The sequence below is a fragment of the Pseudomonas sp. VE 267-6A genome (assembly GCF_024126555.1).
GTDB classification, from domain to species: Bacteria; Pseudomonadota; Gammaproteobacteria; order Pseudomonadales; family Pseudomonadaceae; genus Aquipseudomonas; species Aquipseudomonas palmensis.
In genome coordinates this window covers 41,307-58,260 of record NZ_JAMYBY010000021.1, presented here as the reverse complement: position 1 = coordinate 58,260, position 16,954 = coordinate 41,307, and the positions used below count along the sequence as shown (strand labels likewise).

Here is a 16,954-nt window from a genome sequence, read left to right as displayed (position 1 = left end):
ACATGCCTGCAAACGCCTCCAGCCCCTGGCACCACCACCTCTGGCCGTGGATCATCATCGGCGTGCTGGCCACGTCGGTGACCTTGAGCCTGACCATGGTGACCATCGCGGTGAACAACCCGGACAACCTGGTCAACGACAACTACTACGAGGCTGGCAAGGGCATCAACCGCTCGCTGGACCGCGAGCTGCTGGGGCAGAGCCTGAAGCTCAAGGCCAGCGTGCACCTGGACGAGCTGACCGGCGAAGTGGACCTGCGCCTGAGCGGTGACAGCCAGCCGCAGACCCTGGAGCTGAACCTGATCTCGCCGACCCAGCCGGAGAAGGACCGCAAGATCATGCTGACCCGCAGCGAAAGCGAGCCCGGACGTTACCTGGGGCAGTTGAGCGACAAGGTCGAGGGCCGGCGTTTCGTCGAGCTGCTGGGTACCGAAAAGGGCCAGGTATGGCGCCTGTTCGAAGAAGAGCAAGTGGCGCACGACACCACGCTGATGCTGGGTGACGAGGCGCTGCAAGGGGCTGAACACCTCGAGAAATGAGTCGACTGCAATCGCGGGTCAAGCCCGCTCCCACAGGTTCTCGGTGCTCAGACACCCTGTGGGAGCGGGCTTGACCCGCGACAAGGTCACCACCCATCTGCGATAGATAACAATGACCAGCCCCACGCCTTGCTACCACTGCGCCCTGCCCGTCCCGGCCGGCAGCCACTTCACCGCCGTGGTACTCGGCGAACCCCGTGCATTCTGCTGCCCCGGCTGCCAGGCCGTGGCCGAAGCCATCGTCGCCGGCAACCTGGAAAGCTACTACCAGCACCGCAGCGAAGCCAGCGCCAACCCCGACGCGCTGCCCGTGCAACTGGTCGACGAACTGGCCCTGTACGATCGCAGCGACGTGCAGAAGCCTTTTGTGCGCCACACCGGCGAACTCGCTGAAACCACCCTGATGATCGAAGGCATCAGTTGCGCCGCCTGCGGCTGGCTGATCGAAAAGCACCTGCGCAACCTGCCGGCGGTGGCCGAGGCGCGACTGAACCTGTCCAACCATCGCCTGCAGGTGCAATGGGCCGACAGCCAGCTGCCGCTCTCGCAACTGTTGGGTGAACTGCGCCATATCGGCTACGCCGCCCACCCCTACCAGGCCGACCGCGCCGCCGAGCAGTTGGCCAGCGAGAACCGCACCGCCCTGCGCCAGCTCGGCGTGGCCGGCCTGCTGTGGTTCCAGGCCATGATGGCAACCATGGCCACCTGGCCCGAGTTCAACATCGACCTGAGCCCGGAGCTGCACACCATCCTGCGCTGGGTGGCACTGTTTCTCACCACGCCCATCGTGTTCTACAGCTGCGCGCCGTTCTTCAAGGGCGCCGCCCGCGACCTGCGCACCCGCCACCTGACCATGGACGTCTCGGTGTCGCTGGCCATCGGCCTGGCCTACTTCGCCGGGATCTGGACCGCCATCACCGGCAGCGGCGAGCTGTATTTCGATGCAGTGGGCATGTTCGCGCTGTTCCTGCTGGCCGGGCGCTACCTGGAACGCCGTGCCCGCGAGCGCACCGCCGCAGCCACCGCGCAACTGGTCAACCTGCTGCCGGCCTCGTGCCTGCGCCTGGATGCCGACGGCAACAGCCAGCGCATCCTGCTGCGCGAGCTGCAGACCGGTGACCGGGTCCTGGTACACCCGGGCGCGGTGCTGCCCGCCGACGGGCGCATCATCGACGGCCAGTCGAGCGTCGACGAATCGCTGCTGACCGGCGAGTACCTGCCGCAACCGCGCCAGCGCGGCGATGCGGTGACGGCCGGCACGCTGAACATCGAGAGCGTACTGACCGTGCAGGTGCAGGCCCTGGGCCAGGACACCCGACTGTCGGCCATCGTGCGCCTGCTCGAACGCGCCCAGTCGGAAAAACCTCGCCTGGCCGAGATCGCCGACCGTGCCTCGCAGTGGTTCCTGCTGTTCTCGCTGGTGGCCGCCGCGGCCATCGGCCTGCTGTGGTGGGAACTGGACCCCTCGCGGGCGTTCTGGATCGTGCTGGCCATGCTGGTCGCCACCTGCCCCTGCGCACTCTCGCTGGCCACCCCCACCGCGCTCACCGCGGCCACCGGCACGCTGCACAAGCTCGGCCTGCTGCTCACCCGCGGCCATGTGCTGGAGGGCCTGAACCAGATCGACACGGTGATTTTCGACAAGACCGGCACCCTCACCGAGGGGCGCCTGACATTGCGCGCCATCCGCCCCCTGGGGACGCTGGACGCCGACCAGTGCCTGACCCTCGCCGCCGCCCTCGAAAGCCGCTCCGAGCACCCGATCGCCCGCGCCTTCGGGCGCACCATCACGGTCGCCGACGACGTGCAGAGCACGCCGGGGCTGGGTCTTGAGGGGCAGGTGGAGGACCGCCGCCTGCGCATCGGCCAGGCCGACTTCGTGTGCGCCCTGAGCCACAGCGCAGTGCCGGCGATGCCCGACGAACCCGGGCAGTGGCTGCTGCTGGGCGACAGCCACGGGCCGCTGGCCTGGTTCGTGCTCGACGACCGCCTGCGCCACGACGCCGCGGACCTGCTGGCAGCCTGCCGTGCCCGCGGCTGGCAGACCCTTCTGCTGTCGGGCGACAGCTCGCCGATGGTGGCCAGCGTCGCCGCCGAGCTGCGCATCGACCAGGCCGTCGGCGGCCTGCGCCCGGACGACAAGCTGCAACGGCTCAAGGCCCTGCAGGCCAAGGGACACAAGGTGCTGATGCTGGGTGACGGGGTCAACGACGTGCCGGTGCTGGCCGCGGCCGACATCAGCATTGCCATGGGCTCGGCCACCGACCTGGCCAAGACCAGCGCCGATGCGGTGCTGTTGTCCAACCGCCTGGAGGCGCTGGTGCAGGCTTTCGGCCTGGCGCGCCGCACGCGCCGGATAATCATCGAGAACCTGCTGTGGGCTGGCCTGTACAATGGCCTCATGCTGCCGTTCGCCGCACTGGGCTGGATCACTCCGATCTGGGCGGCGGTCGGCATGTCGATCAGTTCGCTGATCGTGGTGCTCAACGCCCTGCGCCTTACGCGCATCCGCGAGCTGCCTGCCACCGCCCCTATCGTCGACGCCGCACACCCCGCGACGGCCTGACCCGGAGACCCCATGCCCGCGCTCTACGTCATGATTCCCGCCGCGCTGCTGATCGTCGCGATCGCCGTGTACATCTTCTTCTGGGCCGTGGACAGCGGCCAGTATGACGACCTCGAAGGCCCGGCCCACAGTATCCTGTTCGACGACCAGGACCCCAAGCACCAGGCCGCCCTGGACCAGGCCGAGCCGCGCAAGCCCGACGACAGCGGCGCCCCGCCCCATGCTTGACCTGTTGCCGCTGCTGAGTTCGGCGCTGATCCTCGGCCTACTGGGGGGCGGCCACTGCCTGGGCATGTGCGGCGGCCTGATGGGCGCACTCACCCTGGCCATCCCCAAGGCGCAGCGCAGCCGGCGCTTTCAGCTGCTGCTGGCGTACAACCTGGGGCGCATCCTCAGCTATGCCGCTGCCGGCCTGCTGCTGGGCCTGGCCGGCTGGGCGGTGGCGGGCGGCCCGCTGGCCACCGGCATGCGCGTGCTCGCGGCGCTGCTGCTGATCAGCATGGGCCTGTACCTGGCCGGCTGGTGGAGCGGCCTGACCCGCATCGAAAGCCTGGGGCGCGGCCTGTGGCGGCACATACAGCCGGTGGCCAATCGCCTGCTGCCGGTGTCGAGCCTGCCGCGCGCGCTTCTGCTGGGCGCGCTGTGGGGCTGGTTGCCGTGCGGGCTGGTCTACAGCACCCTGCTGTGGGCCGCCAGCCAGGGCAACGCCACCCACAGCGCCCTGCTGATGCTGGCCTTCGGCCTGGGCACCTGGCCGGTGCTGTTGGCCACGGGGCTGGCTGCCGAGCGCACCAGCGCCCTGCTGCGCAAGCGCGGGGTACGCGTGACAGGGGGCCTGCTGGTGATCCTGTTCGGCCTGTGGACCCTGCCGGGGCCGCACCAGCACTGGCTCATGGGGCACTGAACACCCGTTGATACAAATCAACACGCCCTGACACAACGCTCCCTAGACTCCGGACACTGCCGCCATTCCAGGGACTGCCACCATGCTCGACGCCCTCCACTGGGACCCCGACCTTATTCGCCGTTACGATCTGGCGGGCCCGCGCTACACCTCCTACCCGACCGCCGTGCAACTGCACAGCCAGGTCGGCTCGTTCGACCTGTTGCACGCCCTGCGTGACAGCCGCCGCGCCGCGCGCCCGCTGTCGCTGTACGTGCACGTGCCGTTCTGCGCCAACATCTGCTACTACTGCGCCTGCAACAAGGTGATCACCAAGGACCGCGGTCGCGCCCAGCCCTACCTGCAGCGCCTGGAGCAGGAAATCCAGCTGATCGCCTGCCACCTGGACCCGCGCCAGACCGTGGAGCAACTGCACCTGGGCGGCGGTACACCGACTTTTCTCAGCCACGCCGAACTGCGCCAGCTGATGACGCACCTGCGTCAGCACTTCAACCTGCTGGATGATGATTCGGGCGACTACGGCATCGAGATCGACCCGCGCGAGGCCGACTGGTCGACCATGGGGCTGCTGCGCGAACTGGGCTTCAACCGTGTCAGCCTGGGCGTGCAAGACCTCGACCCCGTGGTGCAACGGGCCATCAACCGCCCGCAAAGCCTGGAGCAGACCCGCGCGATCATCGAGGCCGCGCGCACCCTGCAGTTTCGCTCGATCAACCTCGACCTGATCTACGGCCTGCCCAAGCAGAGTACCGAAGGCTTTGCACGCACCGTCGAGGAAGTGATCAAGCTGCAGCCCGACCGCCTCTCGGTGTTCAACTATGCGCACCTGCCCGAGCGTTTCATGCCCCAGCGGCGCATCGACAGCAGCGACCTGCCGGCGCCTGCGCTGAAACTGGAAATGCTGCACAACACCATCGAGCAACTGACCGAGGCAGGCTATCGCTACATCGGTATGGACCATTTCGCCCTGCCCGACGACGAACTGGCCATTGCCCAGGAAGAGTCGACCCTGCAGCGCAACTTCCAGGGCTACACCACCCACGGCCACTGCGACCTGATCGGCCTTGGCGTGTCGGCCATCAGCCAGATCGGCGACCTGTACTGCCAGAACAGCAGTGATCTGAACGAATACCAGAACACCCTCGGCGCCTCGCAGTTGCCCACCAGTCGCGGCCTGATCTGCAACGAGGACGACCGCATCCGCCGCGCGGTGATCCAGCAGCTGATCTGCCATTTCGAACTGGAGTTCGAGACCATCGAGCGCGCCTTCACCCTCGATTTTCGCGGTTACTTCAACGCGCAGTGGCCTGCCCTGCTGGGCATGGCCAAGGACGGCCTGATCAGCCTGGATGCCAACGGGATCAAGGTGTTGCCGGCGGGGCGCCTGCTGGTACGCTCGGTATGCATGGTGTTCGATGCCTACCTGGACCTGCACAACCGCCAGCGGTTTTCGCGGGTGATTTGAATCAGCCCATCAACTCGAACACCTTCGCGACCTGATCAAGGCTCAGGTTCTCCTGCTTCATGGCCTTGTTCAGGTTGGCGGTGGCGGTGGTGATTGCCCCCGTCAGCGTGGCGATCTCACCCTGCAGCGATGAGACCTTTTGCCGCATCTGCTCGGGGGTCAGGGAGTTGTCTCGCATGACGGCCTGCATCTGCTGCATCTTTTCAGCCAGTTGCTGCTGCAGCTTGCGGATGGTCTTGAGGGTCTGCTGGATGGTCTGGGGCAGACCGCTTTCCTCGATGTCCTTGTTGCCACCGCTGCTTTTGGACGCCTGCAGGCCCGCCAGGGACAGGTTGACCCTGACCCCCTCCTTGGCAGGAGCCTCGGCCGGTTGGGCGCTCTGGGCACCGTCGACATTGGTCTTGGCGACAGGGGGTTTGAGTTGGGTTGCAGCGCTATTCAGAGGATTTGAATCGATAGAGAGCATGGACAGTCTTTCCTGTTAAGGACACTATTCCAGGTCATCGGCCAAACATCGCCGATCTTGAGCCCAGCACGCACCAAAAGCGCGCACGCTGGCCTGAACCCGGCCGTCTGAGTTACCCTTACGGCTTATGTGTGCTTTCCCCAGAAGGATCGAATGAAAATGTCCGAGCCAGTTAAACTGCGCCCTCACAACCAGGCCCATTGCAAGGATTGCAGCCTGGCGCCCTTGTGCCTGCCTCTTTCGCTGAATCTGGAAGACATGGACGCACTGGACGAAATCGTCAAGCGCGGGCGTCCGTTGAAAAAAGGCGAGTTTCTGTTCCGCCAGGGCGACAACTTCGGCTCGGTTTACGCCGTGCGCTCCGGCGCCCTGAAGACCTTCAGCCTGAGCGACGCGGGCGAGGAGCAGATCACCGGCTTCCACCTGCCCAGCGAGCTGGTCGGGCTGTCGGGCATGGACACCGAGGCCTACCCGGTATCGGCGCAGGCCCAGGAAACCACTTCGGTGTGCGAGATCCCCTTCGAGCGCCTGGACGAGCTGTCGGTGCAACTGCCGCAGCTGCGTCGCCAACTGATGCGGGTGATGAGCCGCGAGATTCGCGACGACCAGCAGATGATGCTGCTGCTGTCCAAGAAGACTGCGGACGAGCGCATCGCCACCTTCCTGGTCAACCTGTCGGCGCGCTTTCGCGCACGCGGCTACTCGGCCAACCAGTTCCGCCTGAGCATGTCGCGCAACGAGATCGGCAACTACCTGGGCCTGGCGGTGGAAACCGTGTCACGGGTGTTCACGCGCTTCCAGCAGAACGGCCTGATCGAAGCCGAAGGCAAGGAAGTACGCATCATCGACCCGATTCAGCTGTGCGCCCTGGCCGGCGGCTCGCTGGACAGCTGACACCTGGCGCAGCAGGTATACTGGCTGGCGTTTGCCCTTCAGGATACCTGCCCCATGCCGACCGATGCGTTCGACCTCAAATCCCTGATCCGCCCGGTAACGGACTTTCCCAAGCCGGGGGTGATCTTTCGCGACATTACCCCGCTGTTCCAGTCCCCTCGGGGCCTGCGCCACGTTGCCGACCAATTCATCGAACGCTATGTCGAGGCTGACTTCAGCCATGTCGGGGCGCTGGATGCGCGCGGCTTCCTGATCGGCTCGATCATTGCCCACCAGCTCAACAAGCCGCTGATCCTGTTTCGCAAGCAGGGCAAGCTGCCGGCCGATGTGCTGGCCGAGGGTTACCAGACCGAATATGGCGAGGCGTTTCTGGAAGTGCATGCCGACAGCCTGTGCGAGAGCGATGCGGTGCTGATCATGGATGACCTGATCGCCACCGGCGGCACCCTGCTGGCAGCGGCCAGCCTGATACGGCGCATGGGGGCGGCCGTGTTCGAGGCGGCGGCGATCATCGACCTGCCGGAGCTGGGCGGCTCGCAGAAGCTGCAGGCGGCAGGGGTGCAGACGTTCTGCCTGACCGAGTTTTCGCTCAGCGAATATTGAGCGCGCACTGACCCCTTCGCCAGCAAGGCTGGCTCCTACAAAGGCCGCATGCTCTTGTAGGAGCCAGCCTTGCTGGCGAAGGGGCCCCGCACGCTCACAGCGCGATTGGTTTACGCCCCGCGAACGAATGCGCCAGCGTTCCGCCATCTACCAGTTCCAGCTCCCCGCCCAGCGGCACACCATGGGCGATGCGTGAAGCCACCAGCCCCTTGTCCGCCAGCAGCTGCGCGATGTAATGCGCCGTGGCCTCCCCTTCCACCGTGGGGTTGGTGGCCAGGATCACCTCGGTGAAGCTGCCCTGCTCGGCAATGCGCGCCAGCAACTGCGGAATCCCGATGGCCTCCGGCCCCAGGCCGTCCAGTGGCGACAGATGCCCCTTGAGCACGAAGTAGCGGCCGCGATAACCGGTCTGCTCCACCGCGTACACGTCCATCGGCCCCTCCACCACGCACAGCAGGGTGTCGTCACGCCGTGGGTCGGCGCACTGCGGGCACAGCTCCTGCTCGGTCAGGGTGCGGCACTGACGGCAATGCCCCACCCCCTCCATGGCCTGGCTCAACGCCTGGGCCAGGCGCACGCCGCCGCTGCGGTCACGCTCCAGCAGTTGCAGGGCCATGCGCTGGGCGGTTTTCTGACCCACACCCGGCAGCGTGCGCAAGGCGTCGATCAGTTGGCGAATCAAGGGGCTGAAGCTCATGGTAAAAGGCCTGGCAGATCATCGGTTGAACGGAAAAACGACGATGGGAGCGACAACCGACTGGCTGTGCTCCCACCGAGGGTCACGCAGGCAATGCCTCAGAACGGCATCTTGAAGCCCGGCGGCAGTTGCATGCCGGCGGTCATGCCACCCATCTTTTCCTGGCTGTTGGCTTCGACCTTGCGCACCGCATCGTTCACGGCCGCAGCGATCAGGTCTTCCAGCACTTCCTTGTCTTCCTGCATCAGGCTGTCGTCCAGGCTGATGCGCTTGACGTCATGGCGACCGGTCATCACCACGCTGACCAGGCCGGCGCCCGATTGGCCGGTCACTTCGGCGTTGGCCAGCTCTTCCTGCATCTTGGCCATTTTTTCCTGCATCTGCTGTGCCTGCTTCATCAGGCCGGCCATGCCACCTTTCATCATGGGAATCACCTCGGTATCAAGTTACTTGGCACACCGCGGCAGACCGCGGTGCTGGGGTAAACGGGTTATTCGCCCTGGGCCACCAGGGCGTCGACAGGTTCAATAGTATCGTGACGCACGGTGGCGCCGAACTGCTGGATCATCTGCTGGATGAACGGATCGTTCTCGATCGACGCCTCGGCCTCGCGCTGACGGTCGGCACGCTTGCGCGACGCGGCCTGGGCCGGGGTTTCCTGCTCGGGGCGGATCAGCTCGATGCTCAGGTTAAGAGTACGCCCAAGGTGCTGGTTGAGCGCATCGTTCAGGCGCCGCTGCTGGGTGGCGTTGAACAGGGCGCTGTGCGCCGGGTCCAGGTGCAGCAGCCAGTTGTCGCCGTCCATCGCGATCAGCGTGCAGTTGGCGGCGATGCTGCCGGTCATGCCCGAAATCGGCAGCAGCGGGAACATCTCCAGCCATTGCAACGCCAGACCGGTGGCCGGTTGCGCAGCAGGCTCTGGCTCGGGCTCCGGTGCAGGCTCCGGCGCGGTCTCGCTGGCCAGCTCGTCCAGGTAGCTGTAGCCCACCGGGTCGATCTCGGCGTCGTAGTAATCTTCGTCCAGCGGTGGCTCGTCGTCGCGCTCCATGCCCGCCGGGCTATAGCTGGCGTGGTCGGCGATCGGTGGCTCATCGTGATGCGCGATGGCCGGCGCGGGCGCGGCTGGCACGGGCGCAGCAATCGCCTCGGGTTCAGGTTCGGGCTGCGGCTCGGGTTCCGGTTCGGGTTCAGGCGCCGCAGCGAGCTCGGGCGCAGGCGCGGCCGGCTCGTTCCAGGGCAGGTCGACCTCGGGCACGGGCGGCTCGGCAACCTGCGCTTGCAGTACTGGCGCAGCCTGCACCGGCGGCTCGGGTTCGGGCTGCGGGCGGGCAACAGGTTCGGCAACGGGCGTGGGCACGACTGGTGCAGCCACCACCGGCGCGGCGACCGCTGCCACCGCGGGTGGGGAGTCAGCTGTGGCCTGGCTGATCCCCGTCGACTTTAGCGTCGGTGTCGGCGCATCGACGGTGTCGGCCGGGCGGAACGCCAACATGCGCAACAGCACCATCTCGAAGCCGCCACGCGGGTCGGGGGCCAGCGGCAGATCGCGCCGGCCGATCAGGCCCATCTGGTAATAGAACTGCACATCTTCGGCCGGCAGAGCGCCGGCCAGCGCCAGCACACGGTCACGATCACCCTGGCCGTTGTCCACCGCCTCGGGCAGCGCCTGGGCCACCGCCACGCGGTGCAGCACATTGAGCATTTCAGACAGCACGCCGTTCCAGTCCGGCCCCTGCTCGGCCAGGTGCCGCACGGCTTCGAGCAGGGCTCGTGCGTCCCCTTCGAGCAGGGCCTGGAGCACGCCATAGACCTGGCCGTGATCGAGGGTGCCGAGCATGGCGCGCACATCCGCCGCCAGCACCTTGCCTTCGCCAAAGGCGATGGCCTGGTCGGTGAGGCTCATGGCATCGCGCATCGAACCGTCGGCGGCGCGACCCAGCAACCACAGGGCGTCGTCTTCGAACGGCACGTTCTCGACCCCGAGCACATGGCTCAGGTGCTCGACCACCCGCTCGGGGGTCATGTTCTTGAGCGAGAACTGCAGGCAGCGCGACAGGATGGTGGCGGGCAGCTTCTGCGGGTCGGTGGTGGCAAGAATGAACTTGACGTAGGGCGGCGGCTCTTCAAGCGTCTTGAGCAAGGCGTTGAACGAGTGGCTGGAGAGCATGTGCACTTCGTCGATCAGGTAGACCTTGAAGCGCCCGCGGCTTGGCGCGTACTGCACGTTGTCGAGCAGCTCGCGGGTATCCTCGACCTTGGTGCGGCTGGCGGCGTCGATCTCGATCAGGTCGACGAAGCGCCCCTCGTCGATCTCGCGGCACACCGAACAGGTGCCGCACGGTGTCGAGGTAATGCCGGTTTCACAGTTGACGCATTTGGCGATGATGCGCGCGATGGTGGTCTTGCCCACCCCGCGGGTGCCGGTGAACAGGTAGGCGTGGTGCAGCCGCTGGTTGTCCAGCGCGTTGATCAGGGCCTTGAGCACATGGGTCTGGCCGACCATTTCGCGGAACGAGCGCGGACGCCATTTACGTGCAAGAACCTGATAACTCATCGAAAACCGTCGGATAGATAGACCAAAGACCGCTAATCCTAGCGGAGCAGGGGCAAAAATGCATCCGCCGTGCATGGGCACGCCGGCCAGTCACCGTTGATCGGACAACGGCCCGGGCTGGCCGGTTGCCTGTCCTCTGACTGAACACGCGCCAGGCAAAGCTTGGTAACCTATGTGCCAATCGTGAAACAAACTGATATATGTCAGCACGACTTATCAGTCATTTCCTACAAGCTAGGCTAAGCTTTATGCCGTTCGTGCCGACCTTGTTCAAGAACGGCATCCATCGTACAGATGCGCTGCACAGGCAGCGACAAAACAGTCAAACTTATGGCGGTATTTTTTTAACTCGGCGAAAATGCGAAAAACCAGCCCAGAAATAAACAAAATATTGACACTATCAGTTTGATATCACACATTAGCATCCTAGCAGTGTGACAGACCTTATCTGCCCCAGCAGTTGATCAGATAGCCGTAGGCCGGGATTACACATATGAGTCATGCAGACGACATTGGAAATCTGTTCACCAGGTTTGGGGCAAGTGCGGACAGCTATAAAGAAATCGACACCGAGTTCGAATACCTCGAACCCGCGCTGACGGTGGCTGAACCGATCACACCTGCTGCCGCGCCCGAGCCGGTTGCCCCGGTGGCAGCGACCCTGGCGGCCCTGAAGCTGCCGCCGACCCTGGCATCGGTGCCTGCGCCGGTACAGGCACCAGCTCCTGCGCCGGCAGTCGTTGCGGTGCCCGCGCCCGTGAAGCGTATACCGCCCGCTCCCGAACCGGCTGCACAGCCCGCCGGCGCCCCCCTGTCGCTGCGTGAACAACTCGAAGCGGCGGCTCGCCTGCGCCATGCCACGGCCCAGGGGCTGAATCAGGGTGCACTGGAGCATGCCATGCACAAACCGGCACCGACACGCCCCCAGGCCAGCATCATCGCTGTGGTTTCGGCCAAGGGTGGTGTGGGCAAGACCACCTTTGCCGCCGCGCTGGCCAAGCTGCTGGAGCGCCCGCACGGTCGCGTGGTGGCACTGGACCTGGACCCGCAGAACAGCCTCGCCAGCCAACTGATGCTGCCGCGTACCGCCCCCGGTCTGAGCCAGGCTACCGACAGCGACGAACCCTGGAGCATCCACTGCCACCCAGTGCCCGACTCGACCGCCGAATGCCTGCCATTCGGGCACGCCGACGCCACCCAGTTGCGCAGCCTGGAGCAGCGCCTGGCCAACCAGCCTGGCTGGCTGCTGCAGCAATTGGCAACGCTGGCACTGACACCCGCTGACGTACTGATCATCGACATGCCCACCGGCGCCACCCCATGGCTTGCGCCAGTGCTGGAGATGGCCGACCAGGTGGTGGCCCTGACCCTGCCGACTCCAGCCGCCTACCGCGTGCTGGATGAACTGCAGGCCTGGCTTGCGCCCCTGCACCAGCGCAGCCCCGCGCCGCGCTGCAGCTACCTGATCAACAAGGTCGACCCCACCCGCGCGCTGGACCTGGACATGTGCCAGGTACTGCGCCAGCGCATCGGTCGCGAGCTGCTGGGGATGGTCCGTCTCGACCACAGCCTGGACGAAGCCCAGGCCTTCGAATTCGATCCGTTCGTCAAGGTGCCCGACAGCCCTGCCTGCCAGGACCTGCGCGACGTGGCGCATACCCTTGGCGCCCACCTCGCCCATCACCACCAACAGTCCGGTACCCCATGACCGCCCCCTTAGACCAGGCGTCTGCAGTGCAGGCGCCCAACACGGTTGCGCGCTTGAATGTCTGGCTCGAACGCTTCGGGCAATGGCCCGCCCCGGTGCTGCGCGCGCTGAAGATCGGTGCCGGCCTGATCGGCGCCCTGCTGCTGGTGGCCGTGGTCACCGCACCCCTGGAGCTGGAGCGCCAGTTCGCCTTCGCCGCCCTGTGCTTCGCCTGCCTGCTGATACTGCGCAAGCTGCCCGGGCGCCTGCCAGTGCTGGCCATGGTGGTGTTGTCGCTGGTGGCCACCCTGCGTTATGTGTACTGGCGCGTCACCGACACGCTGGGCTTCGACAGCTGGCTGGATATCGTGTTCGGCTACGGCCTGGTGGCAGCAGAGTTCTATGCCCTGGTGGTGCTGGCGTTCGGCTACATGCAGACCGCCTGGCCCTTGCAGCGCAAGCCCAAGATTCTTACCCAGGACCCCAAGGACTGGCCCACGGTGGATGTGTTCATCCCCACCTACAACGAAGCGCTGAGCATCGTGAAGCTGACGATCTTCGCCGCCCAGGCCATCGACTGGCCGCGCGACAAGCTGCGCGTGCACGTGCTGGATGATGGCCGCCGCGACGATTTTCGCGAGTTCTGCCGGCAGATCGGGGTCAACTACATCGTGCGCGCCGACAACGTCCACGCCAAGGCCGGCAACCTCAACGAGGCCCTGAAGGTCACCGACGGCGAGTACATCGCCATTTTCGACGCCGACCACGTGCCCACGCGCTCCTTCCTGCAGGTGGCGATGGGCTGGTTCCTCAAGGACCCGAAACTGGCCCTGCTGCAGACCCCGCACTTCTTCTTTTCGCCCGACCCGTTCGAGAAGAACCTCGACACGTTCCGCTCGGTGCCCAACGAGGGCGAGCTGTTCTACGGCCTGGTGCAGGACGGCAACGACCTGTGGAACGCCACCTTTTTCTGCGGCTCGTGTGCAGTGATCCGCCGCAGCCACCTGCTGGAAGTGGGCGGCGTGGCCATCGAGACGGTGACCGAAGATGCGCACACCGCGCTCAAGCTCAACCGCAAGGGCTACAACACCGCGTACCTGGCGATCCCCCAGGCTGCGGGCCTGGCCACCGAGAGCCTGTCGCGGCACATCAGCCAGCGCATCCGCTGGGCACGCGGCATGGCGCAGATCTTCCGTACCGACAACCCGTTCATCGGCAAGGGCCTGAGCTTCGGCCAACGCGTGTGCTACGTGAACGCCATGCTGCACTTCTTCTACGGCCTGCCGCGCCTGGTCTTCCTGACCGCGCCGCTGGCGTACCTGATCTTCGGCGCGCAGATCTTCCACGCCTCGGCGCTGATGATCACCGCCTACGTACTGCCGCACATCTTCCACGCCAGCCTGACCAACTCGCGTATCCAGGGGCGCTTTCGCCATTCGTTCTGGAACGAGGTCTACGAGTCGGTGCTGGCCTGGTACATCATGCGCCCGGTACTGGTGGCGCTGATCAACCCCAAGCTTGGCGGCTTCAACGTGACCGACAAGGGCGGCATCATCGACAAGGAATACTTCGACTGGGAGCTGGCGCGCCCCTACATCATCCTGCTGACCCTGAACCTGATCGGCATGGTGTTCGGTGTGGTGCAACTGATCTGGGGCGACCCGGCCGCAGCCATCACCATCATCATCAACCTGGCCTGGACGATCTACAACGTGATCATCACCAGCGCTGCCGTTGCGGTTGCCAGTGAAACCCGCCAGGTGCGTTCCGAGCCGCGCGTGCGCGCCGAGCTGCCGATTCAGGTGCAGACCGCCGACGGCACCACCATCGACTGCACCACCGTGGACTTCTCGCAAAAGGGCGTGGGCTTCAAGCTTCCCGAGGGCCAGAGCCTGCACAAGGGCCAGGACATCCAGGTGATCCTGATGCGCAAGCAGCAGGCCTGCGTACTGCCGGCCACCGTGGTGTTCAGCCGTGGCGCCATGGTCGGGGTGCAGTTCAAGCCGCTGACCTTGCGCCAGCAAAGCGACTTCGTGCGCCTGACCTTCTCGCGGGCCGATACCTGGGCCGCAACCTGGGGTGGCAGCAAGCCCGACACCCCGTTGAGCGCCCTGCACGATGTGAGCCGCATCGGCGTGCGCGGCATCATGGACCTGGCCCAGGCGACCCTCAGCGCCCTGCGCCATCGTCGCTACAAGCGCAAGCAAGCCCCCACCCACCTCGAACCTTCGTTGGACTCGCAATGACCGTCATGCTTCATACCGACCAACAAGTGAACCTGTCGCGCCGTTCTCGCCGTCTGCTCGCCGGCTCGCTGCTGTGCCTGGGCAGCCTGCTGCAACCTGCCCAGGCCGATGAGGTCGCGGCCAGCGCAGCGGCGCCCGCCACGGAGCCCGCCGCCAGCGAAACGGCGCCGGCGGCACCGGATGCGGCCGGCGAAAAGTACCAGCTCAGCCTCAAGCAGCTGGGCAAGAACTACACCATGAGCCTGCGTGGCGTGGAGTCGACCGACACGGTCAACTTCGACGTGCGGGCCGACGAGGTGGTGACCGGCGCGCAACTGACCCTGCAATACACCTATTCGCCAGCGCTGCTCAGCGACCTCTCGCAGATCAACATCATGGTCAACGACGAAGTGGCCGCCAGCCTGCCGTTGCCCAAGGAAAACGCCGGCGTCCTGCAAAAGCAGGTGATCGACATTCCGCCGTACCTGATCACCGAGTTCAACCGGCTCGGCGTGCAGTTGATCGGCCACTACACCATGCAGTGCGAAGACCCGCTGCATTCGAGCCTGTGGGCCAAGATCAGCAACGAAAGCCAGTTGAGCCTGCAGGTCAAGCCGGTGGTGCTGCCCAACGACCTGGCCCTGCTGCCGCTGCCGCTGTTCGATCGTCGCGACCCACGCGCCCTGAGCCTGCCGTTCGTGTTTGCCGTGGCCCCCGACAACACCACCCTCGAAGCGGCGGGCGCGGTGTCGTCGTGGATCGGTGCACTGGCCAGCTACCGTGGCGCAAACTTCCCCACCAACCTGCACAGCCTGCCCGCCAGCGGCAACGCGGTGGTGCTGGTCAACACCGCCGAGGCCAACCAGGTCGAGGGCCTGACGCTGCCCGACCTCAAGGGCCCGACCCTGTCGCTGGTGAGCAACCCCAACGACCCGCACGGCAAGCTGCTGGTCATCGCCGGACGCGACAGCGCCGAACTCAAGCGCGCCGCCACCGCCCTGGTGATCGGCTACCGCAGCTTCTCCGGCCCCAGCGTGCAGATCGACACCGTCAATGCGCTGCAGCCACGCCAGCCGTATGACGCGCCCAACTGGCTGCCGACCGATCGCCCGGTGCGCCTTGGCGAGCTGATCGACCCGCGCCAGCTCAATGTGTCGGGCTACAACCCCGGCATGATCACCGTGCCGGTGCGCCTGCCACCCGACCTGTTCAACTGGCGCGAACAGGGCGCCCGGCTGGACCTCAAGTACCGCTACACCCCACAGCAGACCTCGTCCAACTCTTCGCTGCTGGTGAGCTTCAACGACACTTTCATCAAGTCGATGAACCTGCCCTCGATCGAGCGCCTGGGCGGCGGCGACAGCCTGCTGGCAGCCCTGAAGAAAGACGACAGCATCGCCCGCGAGGCGAGCATGCTGCTGCCGCTGGACTCGGTCGCCCTGCAGTCGCGCCTGCAGTTCCGCTTCATGTACGACTACATCAAGCAGGGTGAATGCCGCGACATCATCATCGACAACATGCGCGGCGCCATCGACCCGGACTCCACCCTGGACCTGAGCGGCTACGACCACTTCATCGCCATGCCCAACCTGGGCGTGTTCAAGGACAGCGGCTTCCCGTTCACGCGCCTGGCCGACCTGTCCGACTCGGCGGTGATCCTGCCGGACAACGCCGGCAGCGCCGACTGGAGCGCCTACCTCACCGTGCTTGGACGCTTTGGCGACTCCACCGGCTACCCGGCCACCGCCGTCACCGTGGCCCAGGCCGGCCAGGTCGATGCCCTGGCCGACAAGGACCTGCTGGTGCTGGCTTCCGGCGACAACCAGCCACTGCTCAAGACCTGGGCCGACTACCTGCCCAGCAGGACCCAGGACGCCAGGCATTACGTGGAGTTCTCCGACCTGCCGATGCGCCTGCGCGAATGGATCAGCCCCGATCCCAAGGCCAACCTGCGCGCCGCGCGCGGTGCGCTCACCTTCACCGGCGAGAACCGCAGCTCGTACGTCACCGGGTTCGAGTCGCCGCTCAAGAGCGGGCGCAGCGTGGTGGTGCTGTCCAGCCCGCAGCCGCAGAACCTGGTGGAGGTCACCGACGCCCTGATCGGCGGCGAACAGTACACCCAGGCACTGCAAGGCAGCCTTGTGGTGATCAACGGCAGGAATGTCGAATCGCTGGTGGCCGAGCAGGCCTACTACGTGGGGCACCTGGGGCCGTTCCGTTACATCCAGTGGCTGCTGTCCCAGCATGTACCGGCGCTGCTGCTGTTGACCCTGCTGGGGGTTGCCCTGGTCAGCCTGGTGGCGTTCTTCTCGCTGCGCGCCCAGGCCAAACGTCGCCTCAACATCGAGTAATCG

At 65.8% G+C, this 16,954-nt stretch carries 14 protein-coding genes; 10 read left to right on the top strand and 4 right to left on the bottom strand.

Going from position 1 to position 16,954, the window contains the following annotated elements:
• Positions 1–2: 2 nt before the first annotated feature.
• The 5 genes from NJH59_RS21865 to hemN all read left to right on the top strand — a co-directional run bounded on the left by NJH59_RS21865 (position 3) and on the right by hemN (position 5,474).
• Positions 3–539 carry a FixH family protein gene (locus NJH59_RS21865; RefSeq protein ID WP_043862382.1) on the top strand — a complete coding sequence of 179 codons (537 nt, stop codon included), beginning with the start codon at positions 3–5 and terminating at the stop codon, positions 537–539.
• Positions 540–651: 112 nt separating this feature from the next.
• Positions 652–3,105 (top strand): heavy metal translocating P-type ATPase, encoded by a 2,454-nt coding sequence (locus tag NJH59_RS21860; RefSeq protein ID WP_253087303.1) that lies wholly within the window; start codon positions 652–654, stop codon positions 3,103–3,105.
• Positions 3,106–3,117: 12 nt separating this feature from the next.
• Positions 3,118–3,333, top strand: coding sequence for a cbb3-type cytochrome oxidase assembly protein CcoS (gene ccoS, locus NJH59_RS21855; protein WP_054915579.1), 216 nt, complete (start codon positions 3,118–3,120; stop codon positions 3,331–3,333).
• Positions 3,326–4,009: a sulfite exporter TauE/SafE family protein gene (locus NJH59_RS21850; protein ID WP_043862379.1), complete on the top strand. Its 684-nt coding sequence runs from the start codon at positions 3,326–3,328 to the stop codon at positions 4,007–4,009. The genes ccoS and NJH59_RS21850 overlap by 8 nt, the downstream gene beginning before the upstream one ends.
• A gap of 82 nt (positions 4,010–4,091) precedes the next feature.
• The gene (hemN, locus tag NJH59_RS21845) at positions 4,092–5,474 is read left to right on the top strand and encodes an oxygen-independent coproporphyrinogen III oxidase (protein WP_058542025.1); all 1,383 of its coding nucleotides are present in this window, start codon (positions 4,092–4,094) and stop codon (positions 5,472–5,474) included.
• A 1-nt stretch (position 5,475) separates the two neighbouring features.
• Here hemN and NJH59_RS21840 read toward each other — a convergent pair whose 3' ends face one another.
• Complete coding sequence (locus NJH59_RS21840; protein WP_043862377.1) at positions 5,476–5,940, bottom strand: hypothetical protein; 465 nt, start codon at positions 5,938–5,940, stop codon at positions 5,476–5,478.
• Between the two features lie 159 nt (positions 5,941–6,099).
• Between NJH59_RS21840 and fnrA the strand changes: the two genes are divergently transcribed.
• Positions 6,100–6,834 (top strand): Crp/Fnr family transcriptional regulator FnrA, encoded by a 735-nt coding sequence (gene fnrA, locus NJH59_RS21835; protein WP_043862376.1) that lies wholly within the window; start codon positions 6,100–6,102, stop codon positions 6,832–6,834.
• Positions 6,835–6,888: 54 nt separating this feature from the next.
• Entirely contained in the window at positions 6,889–7,437 is a 549-nt protein-coding gene (locus NJH59_RS21830) for an adenine phosphoribosyltransferase (protein WP_253087302.1), read from the top strand.
• A 94-nt stretch (positions 7,438–7,531) separates the two neighbouring features.
• Here the strand turns inward: NJH59_RS21830 and recR are convergent, their stop codons facing one another.
• The 3 genes from recR to dnaX all read right to left on the bottom strand — a co-directional run bounded on the left by recR (position 7,532) and on the right by dnaX (position 10,688).
• Entirely contained in the window at positions 7,532–8,134 is a 603-nt protein-coding gene (gene recR, locus NJH59_RS21825) for a recombination mediator RecR (protein WP_078480240.1), read from the bottom strand.
• A gap of 98 nt (positions 8,135–8,232) precedes the next feature.
• A complete protein-coding gene (locus NJH59_RS21820) occupies positions 8,233–8,559 on the bottom strand; it encodes a YbaB/EbfC family nucleoid-associated protein (protein WP_010226011.1) in 327 nt (108 codons plus the stop codon).
• A 65-nt stretch (positions 8,560–8,624) separates the two neighbouring features.
• On the bottom strand, positions 8,625–10,688 hold the full coding sequence (gene dnaX / locus NJH59_RS21815) for a DNA polymerase III subunit gamma/tau (RefSeq protein ID WP_229590417.1): 2,064 nt from the start codon (positions 10,686–10,688) through the stop codon (positions 8,625–8,627).
• A 493-nt stretch (positions 10,689–11,181) separates the two neighbouring features.
• Between dnaX and bcsQ the strand changes: the two genes are divergently transcribed.
• Genes bcsQ through bcsB form a run of 3 tightly spaced genes read left to right on the top strand, consistent with a single transcriptional unit; the run spans position 11,182 to position 16,951 of the window.
• Positions 11,182–12,396: a cellulose biosynthesis protein BcsQ gene (gene bcsQ / locus NJH59_RS21810; protein ID WP_100634386.1), complete on the top strand. Its 1,215-nt coding sequence runs from the start codon at positions 11,182–11,184 to the stop codon at positions 12,394–12,396.
• A complete protein-coding gene (gene bcsA / locus NJH59_RS21805; RefSeq protein ID WP_058542029.1) occupies positions 12,393–14,621 on the top strand; it encodes a UDP-forming cellulose synthase catalytic subunit in 2,229 nt (742 codons plus the stop codon). Before bcsQ ends, bcsA begins: the two co-directional genes overlap by 4 nt.
• Positions 14,618–16,951 (top strand): cellulose biosynthesis cyclic di-GMP-binding regulatory protein BcsB, encoded by a 2,334-nt coding sequence (gene bcsB / locus NJH59_RS21800; RefSeq protein WP_043862370.1) that lies wholly within the window; start codon positions 14,618–14,620, stop codon positions 16,949–16,951. The genes bcsA and bcsB overlap by 4 nt, the downstream gene beginning before the upstream one ends.
• The last annotated feature ends 3 nt before the right edge of the window (positions 16,952–16,954 follow it).